This window comes from Streptomyces sp. NBC_00510, assembly GCA_036013505.1.
GTDB lineage: Bacteria > Actinomycetota > Actinomycetes > Streptomycetales > Streptomycetaceae > Actinacidiphila.
Genome location: CP107851.1, coordinates 2,222,409 through 2,237,932 on the forward strand (window position 1 = coordinate 2,222,409; position 15,524 = coordinate 2,237,932).

12 protein-coding genes are annotated in these 15,524 nt (G+C 74.4%); 10 read left to right on the forward strand and 2 right to left on the reverse strand.

The window, feature by feature from the left end:
• Nucleotides 1–31: 31 nt before the first annotated feature.
• Nucleotides 32–1,309 (reverse strand): nucleotidyl transferase AbiEii/AbiGii toxin family protein, encoded by a 1,278-nt coding sequence (locus OG937_09910; protein ID WUD71988.1) that lies wholly within the window; start codon nt 1,307–1,309, stop codon nt 32–34.
• Nucleotides 1,310–1,466: 157 nt separating this feature from the next.
• Here OG937_09910 and OG937_09915 point away from each other — a divergent pair, with 157 nt between their 5' ends.
• From OG937_09915 to OG937_09960, 10 genes are all read left to right on the forward strand, one after another.
• The gene (locus OG937_09915; GenBank protein ID WUD71989.1) at nt 1,467–2,369 is read left to right on the forward strand and encodes a metallophosphoesterase; all 903 of its coding nucleotides are present in this window, start codon (nt 1,467–1,469) and stop codon (nt 2,367–2,369) included.
• 380 nt (nt 2,370–2,749) lie between these two features.
• Complete coding sequence (locus tag OG937_09920) at nt 2,750–3,667, forward strand: hypothetical protein (protein WUD71990.1); 918 nt, start codon at nt 2,750–2,752, stop codon at nt 3,665–3,667.
• Nucleotides 3,664–4,368 carry an isoprenylcysteine carboxylmethyltransferase family protein gene (locus OG937_09925; protein WUD71991.1) on the forward strand — a complete coding sequence of 235 codons (705 nt, stop codon included), beginning with the start codon at nt 3,664–3,666 and terminating at the stop codon, nt 4,366–4,368. The genes OG937_09920 and OG937_09925 overlap by 4 nt, the downstream gene beginning before the upstream one ends.
• Before the next feature lie 2 nt (nt 4,369–4,370).
• A complete protein-coding gene (locus tag OG937_09930; protein WUD71992.1) occupies nt 4,371–7,121 on the forward strand; it encodes a PEP-utilizing enzyme in 2,751 nt (916 codons plus the stop codon).
• Entirely contained in the window at nt 7,118–8,017 is a 900-nt protein-coding gene (locus OG937_09935) for a hypothetical protein (GenBank protein WUD71993.1), read from the forward strand. Before OG937_09930 ends, OG937_09935 begins: the two co-directional genes overlap by 4 nt.
• A gap of 172 nt (nt 8,018–8,189) precedes the next feature.
• Nucleotides 8,190–9,194 (forward strand): NAD-dependent epimerase/dehydratase family protein, encoded by a 1,005-nt coding sequence (locus OG937_09940; protein WUD71994.1) that lies wholly within the window; start codon nt 8,190–8,192, stop codon nt 9,192–9,194.
• Nucleotides 9,191–10,597, forward strand: a complete 1,407-nt coding sequence (locus OG937_09945) for a cytochrome P450 (protein WUD71995.1) — start codon at nt 9,191–9,193, stop codon at nt 10,595–10,597. Before OG937_09940 ends, OG937_09945 begins: the two co-directional genes overlap by 4 nt.
• Before the next feature lie 152 nt (nt 10,598–10,749).
• On the forward strand, nt 10,750–12,642 hold the full coding sequence (locus OG937_09950) for a sulfatase (GenBank protein WUD71996.1): 1,893 nt from the start codon (nt 10,750–10,752) through the stop codon (nt 12,640–12,642).
• A 250-nt stretch (nt 12,643–12,892) separates the two neighbouring features.
• Nucleotides 12,893–13,660, forward strand: a complete 768-nt coding sequence (locus OG937_09955) for a lysophospholipase (protein WUD71997.1) — start codon at nt 12,893–12,895, stop codon at nt 13,658–13,660.
• Nucleotides 13,661–13,717: 57 nt separating this feature from the next.
• On the forward strand, nt 13,718–14,578 hold the full coding sequence (locus tag OG937_09960) for an alpha/beta hydrolase (protein WUD71998.1): 861 nt from the start codon (nt 13,718–13,720) through the stop codon (nt 14,576–14,578).
• Here OG937_09960 and OG937_09965 read toward each other — a convergent pair.
• Nucleotides 14,573–15,469 (reverse strand): class I SAM-dependent methyltransferase, encoded by an 897-nt coding sequence (locus OG937_09965; GenBank protein ID WUD71999.1) that lies wholly within the window; start codon nt 15,467–15,469, stop codon nt 14,573–14,575. The two genes, OG937_09960 and OG937_09965, sit on opposite strands and share 6 nt — an antisense overlap.
• Nucleotides 15,470–15,524: the final 55 nt, after the last annotated feature.

The following is a 15,524-nucleotide window of genomic DNA, read 5'->3' on the forward strand; positions in this document are numbered from 1 at the left end:
CGCGGCCAACGCCCCCGGCGGGACCCGGCCGTCACTCCCCCGGTTCGGACAGGTGCTCCCGGCGCCATTGCGGGTGCCGCTCGTAGATCTCGACCCACTGGGACCAGGCCGGGTCGGCCAGCATGATGTCGAGGGCGTCCTCGGGGCTGCACCGCCCGGGGCCGAGCACCTGGCGGGTGATGACGACGGCGACCGGCGGACCCACCTCGGCGGCCAGCCGCTTCTGCAGACCCGCCATGCCCTCGCGGTCGTGGACGCCGCGGTACTCGGCGAGCCAGGGCGCCATCCACCAGGCCCGAAGGGCGGCGCCCTGCGGGGCGCCGTCGAAGGTCGGGGCCAGGGCCGCGGTCAGGCGGCGGCCGTACGCGGCCGCGTCGCCGCCGAGCCGGGGGTACTCCGCCGCGAAGTGCCGCCACTCCACCTCCGGCACCAGGTCCCCGAGCGCGTCCGCGGTGACGGGGTGCAGCGCGTACCAGCCCTCGGCGTCGAGGAAGACGTCACGCAGGACCTCCGGGCGCAGGCGGCAGGACTCGGCGAGCAGCACCGCGTCGTACAGGTCCTTGCCCTGCGGATGCCTGTCGCTGACCAGCCACATCAGCTTCCACGCCAGTGACAGTTCCGGGGAGACGCCGAGCACCGCGGCCTGCGGGCCGCCCGCCGACAGGGCGGGGAGCGGGAAGCGCTCCGGCGGTGTGGGCAGCCGCTCGTTGAAGACGACGTCGAGCTGGACGATCCCGCCGGGCAGCCCGTCCGCCGTCCACGGCAGGACGAGCCGGCGCCCGGGCACGCGGTCGTACGTCCAGATGTCCTCCGCGACCACGTCCCCGGCGGAGAGCCGTACCGGCCCGGACGCGGAGACGTGCCCGGCCGCGCGGGCGATGCCCTCGAACAGCCCGGTCGTGCGCAGCTCCTCGATCCGCCACTCCCGGGGCACGACGACGAAGTCCAGGTCGCCGGGCTCCCGCGCGGCGTCCCCGAACCAGGCGCGCAGCAGCCTGCTGCCGCGCAGCACCAGATGCTCCGCCCACGGCGAGTCCGCGACGGCCGCGAGCACGAGGTCCGTCGCCCGTCGGCGGGCCTCCAGCCACGCCGCCTCCACCCCGGGGTCCGGGAAGCGCGGGTCGGCCGCCCGGTACGCGTTGGGGTACTGCTGCAACGCCGGGTCGAACACCGGCCGCTGCACGGCCCGCGCGTCCTGGACGGCCCGCAGTGTCAACGGCACGCCCGCCCGCAACCGTTGCCGGTCGTCGAGCGGCGCCTGCGGCACCTCGGTGGCCCTCCAGCCGAAGCGCTTCCACGACCGGTCCATGACGCGGCCCCCCTCTTCTCCGGATTCCCGTCGCCGGGTCCAAGCGTCACGAACCGCCGCGTCCCCCCGCAACTCCGTTCCGCTTCGCGGCGCCGCCGTCCGGTGCGCGGCGCAATGATCGGTGACGTCGCGCCGCGAGCCGAGTACCGTACGCGCAATGCGGATCCTGCATCTCTCCGACACCCATCTCGATCGCTTCGGTGCGCCGAGGGCGGGTGGTGTCAACGCGAGGGAGTCGCTGCGCGGTCTGCTGAACGACCTGGAGCCGGTCGCGGACATCGACGTCATCGTCGTCAGCGGCGACATCGCCGACGACGGGTCGCTGGACGCGTACATCTCCGTGCGCGACATCGTCCGGGACTTCGCCCTGCGGCGGCGGACGCCGGTGTTCTACAGCACCGGCAACCACGACGAGCGCCGCGCCTTCGCGCGGGCGCTGGGCAGCGGGCACCTGCGCCCCGAGGGCGGCAACCACGCCCGGGCGATGCTCACCTCGCCCGCCGGGGAGCGGGCGGCCGTGAGCGTGGTCGACGGCTTCCGCTTCATCACCCTGGACTCGCTCGTGCCGGGCATGGGGTACGGCCTGCTCGGCGGGGCCCAGCTCGACTGGCTGCGCGAGGTCCTGGCCACCCCGGCCCCCATGGGCAGTGTGCTGGTGCTGCACCATCCGCCGATCGCGCTCGACGTCGAGGTGCAGCACGCGCTGGGGCTGCGGAACCCCGGCGAGCTGGCCGACGCGATCCGCGGCACGGACGTGCGGCTGATCCTGTGCGGCCACTTCCACCTCCAGCTGTCCGGGCACCTGGAGTCGGTGCCGGTGTGGGTGACCCCGGGGGTCGTCGGGCGGGTCGACCTCACCGCGCCGCCCGGTACCGAGCGTGCCGTCCGGGGGGCCTCGGCCACCCTGGTCCAGATCGGCGCCCACGGCGGGCCGTTGTTCCACACCCTCCACGCGCGCGACCCGAGGGCGGGCGAGACGATCTACGAGCTCGACCGGGAGCAGCTCCGTACGATCATCGACCGGCTCGGGCCGAACGCCTGGTCCGCACCCGGGAACTGACTCCCGAGGGACTCGGCCTCACCACACGTCACCGCGCGAACACCCGCCGCGGCGAACGAAAGGGAAATCCCCGGGGAATTCGGTCCTGTTCGAGGGCTCGGATCGCGCCAACTTTGTTCGCAACAGCAAACGCTGACCTTCTCGCACCCCAGGGTCCCGCGGCACCCCGTGCCGCCGTCCGCCCGGTGACCGCGACGGCGGACCCCCGGCAACGCCGGGGCCGGGCCGTGGCCGGAATCCACCCGCCCTGGGCGGCCCGCCGATAGTTATTACCCACGGGTAGTAGCGTCGACTCCAGCGCGCAACACACAACTGGTCCGATCGACCGAACCTGCCCATGCACGGTGAAACGCCGGGAAGACCAACGGAGTTGTTGTCCGATGCCAGTCTTACAAGCACCCACGGACGAGCGCGCCGGCCACCGCGGCGGCGACCCCACGGTGACCTGGACCGCCCGCCTGCGGACGGTCGAACAGGACCCCTTCTTCTTCGACCACCCCCTCGACCACCTGCCCGCGGCCCTGCTGATCGACGGGGCCACCGAACTCGTCGAGCGCGTCGCCGGGGCGGACGCGGACTCCCGTCCCGCCTGGCGGGTCCACGCGCTGGAACTGGAGTTCGGCCGGTTCGCCGAGAAGCACCTCCCCGTGGAGATCAGCGCGCGTGCCCTGCCCGGGACGCCCGGCGGGTGGCGCGTCCACGGCCTGCAGCAGGACCGCACGGTCTGCGACGGACGGATCCACGCGGTGTCCGTCCCGGCCCCGGGAAGCCCGGGGGCCACGACGCTGCCCGGACCGCGGGCCGGCGAGGACCGGGGGCCGCGCCGGGACACCATGGTCGCCCCCGAACTGGTCCACCGCCACCGGCCCGAGAACGTCCTGCTCGCCGGCTACCGCAACCACGGCCCCGGCGGCTACAGCGCCGAGTTGCTCTCCCCGCCCCGCGGTCACCATCTGCGCGCCCGCTCCGGCGGAACCGGCGTGGAGCTGCGATCGCTGACCGAACTCACCGAGGCGGCACGGCAGTTCGTGACGCTGCTGGGCCACCAGTCACGCCGGGTGGACTTCGACCGCCGCTACGTCGTCGCCTCGCTGCGCGCCGCCACCGCCCGTCCCGTACGCCGCGCGGAGCGGGTCCGGCTGTGGACGGACTCCCTGCCCCCGGTATGCGGCGGTGACGTCCGCGTCCGGTTCAGCGCGAGCGGCGGTCCGGTCGGCGAGGCCCGCTTCAGCGGGTACGCGATGTCCCCCGCCGCGTACCGCAGGCTGCGCGGCGCCTCCGCGGGAGGCACCCGATGACCCCGGACGCCGGCACGGACACCCGCCCCGCACCCCGGCCGCACCACGAGCGCCGCCCCCGCCTGGAGAGCCTTTTCCCGCCGGCCCTGTTCACCGCCGGACTGGTGGCCCTGGGCTGGGCCCTGGTCCGCGAGGGCGGCCACGGGTCCGAGCCCCGGCACCGCGCCCAGGCCGTGGTGATCGGCCTCTACCTGCTGTGGACCCTCCTCGAACTGCGCGTCACCTTCCGTGCCGCCCCCCAGGCCGCCGGCGGCGACGACCGCGGCACCATGCAGTGGTACGGGGCGGCCCGCGGCGCGGTGGTGGCCGCCGCCCTCTTCGTGGCGCCCTGGTGGCAGGGCTGGGGGCCCGGCCAGTGGCTCGCGGCGGCCGTGTTCGTCTGCGGTGCCGCGCTGCGCCTGGCCGCGATCCGCCGGCTCGGCCGCTTCTACTCGCACAAGGTGCGCACCCTCGGCGACCACGAGGTCGTGACCGACGGCCCGTACCGGGTGGTGCGCCACCCCGCCTACAGCGGCATGGTGCTGGCGCACGCGGGCTTCGTCGGGGTCCTGGCCAACCCGCTGAGCGTGGCCGCGTTCCTCGCGCTGCTGCTGCCCGCCGTCGTGCTGCGCATCCGTGCCGAGGAGCGGGCCTTGACGGACCTGCGCGGATACGCCGCGTACGCCCGGCACCGCAAGCGGCTGATCCCGGCGGTGTGGTGACCGTGACCGACGACAGGGGCCACCGCGCCCGCCGGCGCCCCTCCGCCCTCGCCCCGCTGCTCGACGGGAGGCGGATGACCCCGGACGACTCCGGGCACAAGTTCGCGCGGCTCGCCAGGATGCGCGAGGCCGGACTGACCGTACCCGCCTTCTTCGTCCTGCCCACGGACTGGCACCACGCCCTCACCCGGCCGCTGCGCCCGCGCATCGACGCCCTGCTGCGGTCGGCGGACTTCGCCGACCCCGGCTCCGTCCGGGCCGCGGCCGCCGGCATCCGCGAGCTGTACGCCGGCGCGCCCCTGCCGCCGGAGGCCGAACGGCGGCTGCTCGCCGCCTTCGACGAGGTGATCGGTCCCGGCGCGCCGGCCGCCGTACGGGCCTGCACCGTGGGCGTCCACGGGGAGGACTCCGCCGAGGACCCCTTCGCGGGGCTCAGCGACAGCTTCCTGCAGGTGCGCCGCGCCGCGGTCGTCGACCGGGTCCGGGCCTGCTGGGCCTCCGGGCACAACGCGGAGGCCCTGCTCTACCGGCACGCCCGCGGCCTGCCGGTGGACTCCGGCGGCCCCGACGGCATCGCGGTCGCCGTCGGCGTCCAGCGGATGGTGCCCGCGGAACGCTCCTTCGTGATGTTCACCTGCGATCCGGGGACGGGCGCCGCCGACACCCTGATCGCCGCGGGCCTGGGCCTGGGCGAAGGCGTGGTGCAGGAGAAGGTCGGCGTCGACCACTACTTCCTGCGCGGCCCGGAGCAGCGGCTGGAGCGCGTGGTCGCCACCAAGCCCGAACGCCTCGTCCCCGACCCGCGGCGCCCCGACGCCGGCCCGGTGCCGCAGGCCGTGCCGCCGGAACTGCGCGACGCGCCCGTCCTCGACGACCCGCTCGTACGGGAACTGGCGGCCCTCGGCCGTACCGTGCAGAAGCTCTTCGGCGGGCGGCCGCAGGACGTCGAGGGCGCCGTCACCGCCGACGGACGGGTGCACCTCGTCCAGTCCCGCCCGGTCGCGGTCGACCTGCGGCTTCGCCGGCTGTGGAGCAGCGCCAACGTCACCGAGAGCTTCCCAGGACCCACCACCGCGCTGACCTACTCCTTCGCGCAGCGGTTCTACCGCGCGATCTTCCACGACCTGTACCGCAGGCTGGGCGTGCCGGCCCGGACCCTCCACGACGACGAGCCGTACCTGGAGCGCATGATCGGCCTGCACCGCAACCGGATCCACTACGACCTGGAGTCCTGGTACCGGCTGCACGGCCGGCTCGCCGTCTTCCCGTGGTTCCGCGCCTCGTGGGAGTCGATGATGGGCCTGGCCGAGGGCAGCGGCCCCGCCGCGGCGCCCGCCCCCTCCCCCGTGCGGCTGGTCCGTCCGGTGGCCCGGGTCGTCCGGCTGATCGCCGGTCACCACCGGTCCATGACGGCCTTCGAGAGCTGGTGGGAGGCGCTGATCGCCGATCGCCGGGGCGCCGACTGGTCCGCCGTCGACCCGCTGGCCCGCATCCAGGACCACCGCGAGGTGTGGCGGCAGGCCGGCAACCACTGGGGCGTCACCCTCCTCAACGACTCCGTGCTCGGCACCGCCGCCGGCATCACCGGCCGGCTGCTCGCGCGCTGGGCGCCGCACGAGGGCCCCGGCCTCCTCAGCGACCTGCTCTGCGGCGACGAGTCCAACCGCAGCAGCGAGGCGGTGATGTCGCTGCTGCGGCTGGCCGAAGCCGTACGCCGGGACCCGCGGCTGTCCGCCGCCCTGCGCTCCGGCCCGGAGCCGGGCCCGGAGCTCTGGCGGGCCGTACGGGACGGCGCGTACGGGCAGGAAACACGGGCGGCCGCACTGGAGCACCTCGACCGCTACGGCGACCGCGGCCTGCACGAACTGAAGATGGAGCAGCCCAACCTCCGCAGCACCCCCTGGACGCTGCTGCGGATGGCCGGGGAGCACGCCGCCGGCGGCCTCGACGGGCCCGCCCTGCGTACGGCCGAACTGCGGGTGCGCGCCGCGGCCGAGCAACGGCTGGCCGCCGCGCTCGGCGCCCGATCGCCCCGGCTGCGGCTGGTACGCGCCCTGCTGGCCGCCCTGCGCCGGGCCATCACCCACCGGGAGAACTCCCGTTACTTCCGCAGCGAGCTCTTCGGCTACAGCAAGGCGGTCTTCGCCTCGCTGGGCGAGGACCTGCACGCGCGCGGGCTGCTGCGCGACCCCGGCGACGTCGTCCACCTCACCCAGGACGAACTGTTCGGCTGGTACGACGGCAGCGGGGTCAGCGGCGACCTCCAGGCGCTCGCCGACGTCCGCCGCGCCGAGTACGAGGCGCCCGGGCCGGACCTCCCGCCGGGCTTCACCACCCTGGGCCCGGTCCGCGACCGGCTCCCCGGCGGCCCGGCGACGACGACCGCCTCCGGCGGGCACGGCGACGGGGAACTGTCGGGACTGGGCTCCAGCGGCGGGGTCGTCCGCGGCACCGCCCGCGTCGTCCTCGACCCGTTGCGGCCCGTCGAACCGTGCCCGGACATGATCCTGGTGGCCCGGGAGACCGACCCCGGCTGGCTCTTCCTCATGCTGGGCGCGCGCGGGCTGGTCGTGGAACGCGGCACCCTGCTCTCGCACACCGCCATCACCGGCCGCAAGTTCGCCATCCCCACGGTCGTCGCCGTCTCCGGTGCCACCACCGCCATCCCCGACGGCGCGCTCATCGAGATGGACGGCTCCACCGGGCGCGTCAAGATCCTCGCGCCCCCGCCGGACCGGAAGGCGGGCCGATGAGGACGGCCACCGCACTCTTCCGTTTCACCGTCCAGGTCTTCACCCCGTACGTGTACGTCCCCTACGCCACGCTGTGGGTGCTGTCGCTGGAGGCCGCCGCCGCGGCGGCGACCCGCACGCCCTGGCACCCCGGCGCCGGCACGGCGGTGCGCTGCGCCTCGGCCGTCCTGGTGCTCTTCTGGCTGCGGGTGGTCGACGAGCAGAAGGACCTCGACTACGACCGGGAGCACAACCCGGACCGCCCCCTGGTGCGGGGCACGGTCACCGTCGCCCAACTGCGGTGCGCGATGGGCGTCGTGGCGGTGCTCCTCGTCACGCCGAACGCGGCACTGTCACCGGTGTCGCTGCTCCCGCTCGCCGCCTGCCTCGCGTACTCCTGGCTGCTGGTGGTGCTGGAGCGGTGGTCCCCCCGGCTCCGGGACGGCGTCCTGCTCAACCTCGCCGTCACGCACCCGGTGCAACTGCTGCTCAGCGTGTACGTCTACGTCTCCCTGACCGACTCCACGCCCGTGCCGGCCCGTTGGCAGGCGCTACCGCTGCTGCTCGTCCCCGCCTGCGTCTTCCTGCACTTCGAGTTCGCCCGCAAGACCCGCTGGCGGTCCGAGCCCGGCTCCCGGACGTACTCGGGCGTCATCGGCCCGGTGCCCAGCGCCCTGGCGGCGCTGGGCTGGGCTGTGCTCGCCGCCGTGCTGGCGGCGGCCCTGCTGCGCGACGCCCGGGCGCTGCTCCCCTGCGCCCTCCTGGCCCTGCCGGTCATGGCGGCGCTGCGCTTCCTGCGCCACCGCACCGCGATCTGGCCGGTGCCCGCGGCGATGGCCTTCGTCGTCGGCTTCCTGTCCGCCCTGCTCACCTCGGCGCTGCTGATCCAGTCGGCCGCGCCCGGAGGCCCCCGATGACGACCGTTGGCAACCGGCAACTCCGCAACCACCGGACGGGGTTGCCCTGCGCCTCGCCGACCCTCCCGCACTCGGCAGCGCCGGGCTTCCCGCGCCACCGCACCGGCGCCCGGCCCGTACCCGCGGCGATCGCCTTCGTCGTCGGCTTCCCGTCCGCCCCCGGAGGTCCCCGATGACGACCGTCCTGCTCACCGGCGCCGCCGGGTTCACCGGCCGTGCCGTCCACCGCCTGCTCCGTGACCAGCGTGTGGAGTTGCGGCTGCTGACGCACCGTCGTCCACCCGTCGCCGACCCCGCGGCCCGCCTCGTCCACGCCGACCTCGCCCGCCGCGGCACCCTGCGCGGCGTCTGCGACGGCGTGGACACCCTGCTCCACCTGGCCTGCACCGTGGACGAGGACGATCCCCGGGCCTGCGGCCTCGTCAACGACCGGGGCACCGCCGCCCTGGTCGCCGAGGCGCGGCGTGCGGGGGTGCGGCGGATCGTCCACCTCAGCACCGCCGCCGTCTACGGCGACGGCCCGCACCGCGGCGCCGTCGAGGGCGACCTCGTCCCCGCGCCGGTCTCCGCCGTCAGCCGCTCGCGGCTCGCCGGAGAGCGCGCGGTCCGGGCCGCCGGAGGCGTCGTGCTGCGGCCGATGTTCGTGTACGGGCCGGGCGACCGATGGCTGGTCCCCCGGCTCGTGCGCACCCTCACCGCCCTCCCGGTCTCCGTCGACGGGGGCCGGGCCCTGCTCTCCCTGGTCGCCGTCGAGGACCTGGCGGCCGCGATCGCCGCGCTGGCCGTGGCCGACTGGGGTCCGGTGCCGGGCGGGGCCGTCCATCACGTCGGCCACCCGGAGCCGGTCGCCGTGCGCGACCTGACCGCGGCGCTCACCGAACACCTCGGCGTGCCCGCCCCGGCGGCCGACCTCACGTACGACGAGGCCCGCGAACTCCTCGCCGGGCGGCCCCGCGACCTGCGCCACCTGGCACTGTTCGGCCAGGACCACCACTACGACAGCGGCCGCGTCTGGCGGCGCACCGGACACACCCCGGGAGCCTTCGCCACCCGCTTCGCCGCCGCCGCACCCTGGTACCGCGCCCACCTCGCCCCGCTCACCCATCTCACCCCTCTCACTCCTCTGGCCCCGCCGGCGGCGGCGACCGCCGGCCCGACGGAAGACGGGACGCCGTGACCCCCCTCCCCAGCACCGCGACCGCCGGCGCGCCCTCCGCCGTCCGGCGGGCTCCCGAGGCCCCCGGCGCGCTGCCCCTGCTCGGCCACGGCCCGGCACTGCTGCGCCGGCCCCTGGAGTTCCTCGGCTCGCTCCCCGCCGTCGGCCCGGTGGTCCGCATCCGCCTGGGCGGCCTGCCCGCGTACGTCGTCAACGACGCCGAACTGGTCCGCGCCGTGCTGGTCGGCGAAGCGGGCCGGTTCGACCAGGGCGTGCTCATCGAGAAGGTGCGCCCCCTGCTCGGCTCCGGCGTCGGCACCGCCGACGGTGCCGAGCACCGCAGGCTGCGCCGGCTGATGCAGCCCGCCTTCCACCGGGCCCGCATCGCCCGTTACGCGGCCACCATGACCGCCGTCGCCGACGAGCGCACCGCCGCTTGGCGGCCCGGCGGGATCCTGCGCGTGGACGAGGAGATGAACGCGCTCGCCCTCACCACCGTGGCCAGGGCGCTGTTCTCCTCGGACCTCGGCGCGGACGCCGTCACCGAGGTGCAGCGCTCCCTGCCCGTCGTCCTGGACGAGATCCCCCGCCGCTCCATGCTCCCCGACGCCCTGCTGCGGCTGCCCACCCCCGCCAACCGGCGCTTCGACCGGGCCGTACGGCGTCTGCGCTCCGCGACCCGGCACGTGGTGGAGGCCGCCCGCGCCGACGGCACCGACCACGGCGACCTGCTCTCCGTCCTGCTGCTCACCGCGGACGAGGGGACCGGGGAGCGGCTGACCGACGACCAGGTCCACGACCAGCTGGTCAACATGCTCGTCGCGGGCACCGAGACCACCGGCGCCACCCTGGCCTGGGTCTTCCACGAACTCGCCCGCGAGCCCGCGGTGGAGCACCGGCTCCACGAGGAGACGGACCGGGTCCTCGGCGGGCGCCCGGCCGTCTTCGAGGACCTGCCCCGCCTCCCCCACACCCGGCGCGTCGTCCAGGAGGCCCTGCGCCGGTACGCGCCGTGGATCATCCTGCGGCTCTCCCCGGAGGAGGTGCTCCTCGGCGACGTCGGCGTCCCGGCGGGCGCGACGGTGCTGTTCAGCCCGTACGTCCTGCACCACCTGCCGGAACTCCACCCCGACCCCCTCTCCTTCGACCCCGACCGCTGGCTGCCCGAACGCGCCGCGCGCCTGCCCAGGGCCGCGTCCATCCCCTTCGGCGCGGGCGGCCGCCAGTGCCCGGGCAACGTCTTCGCCCTCACGCAGGCCGTCATCCAGGTCGCCACCGTCGCCGCCCGGTGGCGCCTGCGCCCGGCGGACGCCGGCCCGCACGTGCGCGAACTCGCCCGCGGCGCGGTCGTCCACCCCACCGCGATGCCGATGCGGTGCGTGCCCCGCGAGGACGCCCTGGCGGAAACCCTCCCACTTCCGTAAAGAGATCCCCATGCAATGGTCCCTTTTCCCCGGCGTACGGGAGATGGGTGAACCGGGGCGTGGGGCGAGCCGTACAGACTTGTCGGTGGCCCAAGCTCCTCCCGCGGGGGTCGCCCCCATCTGTGTGGCTCGCTTTTGGAAGGAACTTCGGGTTGTCGCTCTCCAGCGCTCATCAGCGACCGGTAACGGACCAGGCGGACACGACGGAGCAACCACCCCCGGGCGACGCGCCGGAGGAGGAGGCGGCCACGGAGGCACCCGAGCCCGAAGCCAAGCCCGAGCCCGGGCCCGAAGCGGAGGCGGCCACCCAGGCAGCCCCCGCCGACGCCGGCGGGACGGACGACGGGAAGGCCCATGAGGAGGACTCCGGCGAACCGGCTCCTGCCACGGGCAGCGCCCTCGCCCGGTGGCGGGAGCGGCATCCGGACGTCACCCGCGCCGTGTCGTGGAGCCTCACGGTCCTCGCCGCCGCCCTGGTGCTCTTCGCCTTCCTGATGCCCGACCAGCTCCCCGAGCTGACCGCCTCCCGCTTCCTCCGCGTCCCGGCGGAGCCGATCCTGCTGGCCGCCCTGCTGCTCGTGCTGCCGCCCAGGCCCCGGCGCGTGGTGGCGGTCCTCAGCGGTGTCCTCCTCGCCCTGCTGGTCGTCCTCAACTGCGTGGACATGGGCTTCTACCAGACGCTGCGACGGCCGTTCTACCTGCTGTTCGACTGGTCCCTGTTCGCCGACGGGCTGTCGTTCCTCAAGGACACGGCCGGGGCGACGACCGCGTACGGCACCCTGGCCGGAGCCCTGCTCGCCGTCCTCGCGCTGGTCGTGCTGATGCCGCTGGCGATCGTGCGGCTCTCCAAGCTGATGGTGCGGCACTCCTCGGTGGCGCGCCGCAGCACCCTGGTGGCCGGCGTGGTCTGGATGACGTGCGCGACGCTCGGCCTCCAGGTCTCCGGGCTGAGCGTGGCCGCCAAGGACGCCGGCCAGCGGCTCCGGGGCCAGGTGGCCATGGTGCAGCAGGGACTGGCCGACCAGAAGGTGTTCGCCAAGGAGGTGGCCGACGACCGCTTCGCGAAGGTGCCGTCGGACCAGTTGCTGTCCGGACTGCGGGGCAAGGACGTCATCTTCACGTTCATCGAGAGCTACGGCCGCGACGCGGTCGAGAACCCGGCGATGGCGCCGGACGTCGACGCGGTGCTCGGCAAGGGCACCCGGCAGCTCGCCGACGCGGGCTTCTCCGCCCGCAGCGGCTGGCTGACCTCGCCCGTCACCGGCGGGGGCAGCTGGCTCGCCCACACCACCTTCCTGTCCGGGCTGTGGGTCCCGGACCAGCAGCGCTACCGCTACGTCAGCTCCAGCGACCGGATGACCCTGACGAGTGCCTTCAAGCGCACCGGCGACTTCCGGACGGTCGGCATGATGCCCGGCGTCACGCGGGCCTGGCCGGAGAGCAAGTTCTTCGGCCTGGACCACGTCCACGACTCACGCACCATGGGCTACCAGGGGCCCAAGTTCGGCTGGTCGCCGGTGCCCGACCAGTACACCCTGTCGGCGTTCGAGCGCCTGGAGCACGGGAAGGCGTCGAACCAGCCGATGATGTCGGAGGTCATCCTGACCTCCAGCCACAACCCGTGGGCACCGCTCCCCCGCACGATCGGCTGGGACCAGGTCGGCGACGGCTCGGTCTACGACACCATCGTGAAGGAGGGCAAGGACCGCAAGGAGGTCTGGAAGGACCCCCGGCAGGTGCGGCAGGAGTACGGCAAGGCCATCCAGTACTCGCTGACCAACCTCATCGACTTCGTGACGAAGTACGGCAACGAGAACACCGTGCTGGTCTTCCTCGGCGACCACCAGCCGGTGTCGACGGTCGTCGGCCTCGACGCCAGCCGGGACGTTCCGGTCGCGATCGTCGCCCACGACCCCAAGGTGCTGGACCAGGTCTCCGACTGGGGCTGGAGCGACGGGCTGCAGCCCGAACACGACGCGCCCGTCTGGCGGATGGACGCCTTCCGCGACCGCTTCCTGACCGCGTTCAGCTCCCCGCAGCCTTAGGGCCCTTTCCCGTCGCCCCCCGTACCGCCGGGGGGTGACGGGACCGTCGGAAAGGGGCCGGGAAGCGGCCGGGAAAACCGGCTGCCCCACGATCACGGGACCTGATAGCGTCACCGTGCAGTGACGACCGAGGAGGTGAGACCCATCAACGCTGTAACAGGCCGGGTACTCCCCTCCCGCACGGCTGCGCGGACCCTCTGACGCAGGTGTCCCCGGGAGTGCCCGAAGGCATCCCGAAAGGCATCGAGCCATGCGCTTCCTCTCGGAGACGACCGCGAACGGCGTCTCGGAACACCTCTTCGTCCTCGGCGACATCACCGGCGTGCTCTGGTCCCCCGCCGACGCGGACGGCGACCGCCCGCTGATCTTGCTGGCCCACGGCGGCGGCAGGGACAAGAAGGCCCCGGGCCTCCTGGCCCGCGCCCACCACCATGTGACGACCGGAGGCTTCGCGGTCGCCGCCATCGACGCGCCCGGGCACGGCGACCGCCCGCGGACCGCCGACGACGAGGCCGCCGCGGTACGCATCAGGGAGGCGATGGCCTCGGGCGGACCCGTCGCCCCGCTCATCGCGGCCCACAACGCGGCACTGGCCACCCGCGCCGTCCCGGAGTGGCGCACCACCCTGGACGCCCTGCAGGCCGACGGCCGTGTCGGCCCGGACGTCCCCGTCGGGTTCTGGGGCGTGTCGCTGGGCACCGCCGTCGGCGTACCGCTGGTGGCCGCCGAACCCCGGATCACCGCCGCCGTGTTCGGGCTGCTCGGTCACGAGTCCCTGACCGAGACGGCGGCCCGGATCACCGTCCCGGTCCGCTTCCTCCTGCAGTGGGACGACGAGCTGGTCCCGCGGTCGTCGTCGCTCGCCCTCTTCGACGCCTTCGCCTCCCGCGACAAGACGCTCCGCGCCAACCCGGGCCGGCACATGGAACTGCCGACGTCCGAGGTGGAGAGCGAACAGCGCTTCTTCGCCAGCCGTCTGGTCCGGGACCACCCCGGCGCGCGACAGGCACAGCACTGACCCTCCGGGCGCCCCGGTACCGCGCTTCTCTCAACACCGCAGAAAAGGATCTCCGCCATGCCCGTTTTCCCCTCGTACGACGGCACCCAGCTCGCCTACCACGTCCTCGGCTCGGGCCGCCCGCTGGTCTGCCTGCCCGGCGGGCCGCAGGACTCCGTGTACCTCGGTGACCTCGGCGGCCTGTCCGCGCACCGGCAGCTGATCAGGCTGGACCTCCGGGGCACCGGTCTGTCCGGGATGCCGCGGGACATCGCCTCCTGCCGTTGCGACCGGCTCGTCGACGACGTCGAGGCCCTGCGCGAGCACCTCGGCCTCGACCGGATGGACGTGCTCGCGCACAGTGCGGGGGCCAACCTCGCCGCGCGGTACGCGGGCCGCCATCCGGACCGGGTCGGCAGCCTCGTCCTCGTCACGCCGAGCGTCCGGGCCGTCGGCCTCCCCATCACGGGCGGCCTCCGGCGCGAGACGGCCCTGCTGCGCCGGGACGAGCCGTGGTTCCCGGAGGCGTTCGCGGCCCTGGAGGCGATCGTGGCGGGCGAGGCCACCGCCGAGCGGTGGCAGGCCGTCGCGCCGTTCTCCTACGGCCGCTGGGACGAGCCGGCGCGGGCCCACCAGGCGGCGGAACGGGAGCAGATGCGCGACGAGGTCGTGTCCGCGTTCGGCGCCGAGGGCGCCTTCGACCCGGACGGCACCCGTGCCGCGCTCGCCGCTCTGGCGTCACCGGTCCTCCTGCTGGCCGGGCAGGTCGACCTCGGGGCGCCCCCGGCCACGGTCGCCGAGTTCGCCGCGCTGTTCCCGGACGCCGGGCTCGTCGTCCAGCCCGGGGCCGGGCACTTCCCCTGGCTCGACGACGCCGGCCGCTTCGTGACGTCCGTCGCGGGGTTCCTGCGAGGTGAGGCCGTGCTCAGCGCCTCATGACGTCCGGCGCCGGCCGGACGCCGACCGCAGGGCGCGGGCCAGGACCGGCGGGACGAGGTCCTTGGCCAGGCGGCGGGCGGCGGAGGCCCGTTCCCCGAACGGGGACGGGTACCCGTGGAGCGGCTCGTGGCGGGAGACCGGCAGAGCCGGGGACTTCGCCTTCGTGCCCCTGATGCGGATCAGGGGCACTCCCGCCACCTGGTCCACGGCGTGCCACAGGTCCTGGCGCGTCCTCAGCCACCGCAGCAGTTCCTCGCGGACCTGCTCCGGATCCCCCCAGGTGCCGTAGAGCTTGGTGCTCGTGACCACGACGGGCTTGAGCCCGACCGTCGCCACCGCCGCCCACACGGCGGCGGCGACACCCGGGCAGTGCTCGCTCCGGAAGTCGTCGAAGGCCGCGATGCCCTCGGGGACGAGCAGCTCGCGCGCGGCCGCGATGTCGCCGGAGACGTGCTCGTACAGATGCGAGGCGTCGACGTGCACGAACCGGCAACTGCGGGCGCCGACGTGCGAGGTGATCACCGAGGTCGGGCCCTGCACCATGATGGGGAGCCGGTCGTGGAACGACAGGTAATTGGCCTCGAAAGCACGCCGGGTGAGTGTCCCGTACGCCTTGTTCATCTCGGCGCTGTTGGGATCGTCCACGGCCGGCGAATCCCACAGGTCGCACACCGTGAACCGCTCCCCCTCGCGGAGGTAGCGGCCCATGAAGATGGCGCTCTTCCCCATGTAGGCGCCGAGTTCCAGCAGGTCACCTGGGCGTTCCCGGTCGTTCTGCCGCCGCAGGAACCAGTCGAAGAGCAATTGGTCCACCGGCCAGAACCAGCCTTCGACGTCCGCGAACCGCTGCGGCCGGGGAATTCCGTCCGCGGTTTCTCCCGAATGTGGCATGAACTGCTCCCTGGAGAGGTGCTCCGCCGAACTGATCGTGAGGATATCGATCTCC

Excerpts from the sequence above, each read along its gene's own strand:
- OG937_09910 (WUD71988.1), bottom strand. The coding sequence starts at position 1,309 with ATGGACCGGTCGTGGAAGCGCTTCGGCTGGAGGGCCACCGAGGTGCCG.
- OG937_09915 (WUD71989.1), top strand. The coding sequence starts at position 1,467 with ATGCGGATCCTGCATCTCTCCGACACCCATCTCGATCGCTTCGGTGCG.
- OG937_09920 (WUD71990.1), top strand. The coding sequence starts at position 2,750 with ATGCCAGTCTTACAAGCACCCACGGACGAGCGCGCCGGCCACCGCGGC.
- OG937_09925 (WUD71991.1), top strand. The coding sequence starts at position 3,664 with ATGACCCCGGACGCCGGCACGGACACCCGCCCCGCACCCCGGCCGCAC.
- OG937_09935 (WUD71993.1), top strand. The coding sequence starts at position 7,118 with ATGAGGACGGCCACCGCACTCTTCCGTTTCACCGTCCAGGTCTTCACC.
- OG937_09940 (WUD71994.1), top strand. The coding sequence starts at position 8,190 with ATGACGACCGTCCTGCTCACCGGCGCCGCCGGGTTCACCGGCCGTGCC.
- OG937_09955 (WUD71997.1), top strand. The coding sequence starts at position 12,893 with ATGCGCTTCCTCTCGGAGACGACCGCGAACGGCGTCTCGGAACACCTC.
- OG937_09960 (WUD71998.1), top strand. The coding sequence starts at position 13,718 with ATGCCCGTTTTCCCCTCGTACGACGGCACCCAGCTCGCCTACCACGTC.
- OG937_09965 (WUD71999.1), bottom strand. The coding sequence starts at position 15,469 with ATGCCACATTCGGGAGAAACCGCGGACGGAATTCCCCGGCCGCAGCGG.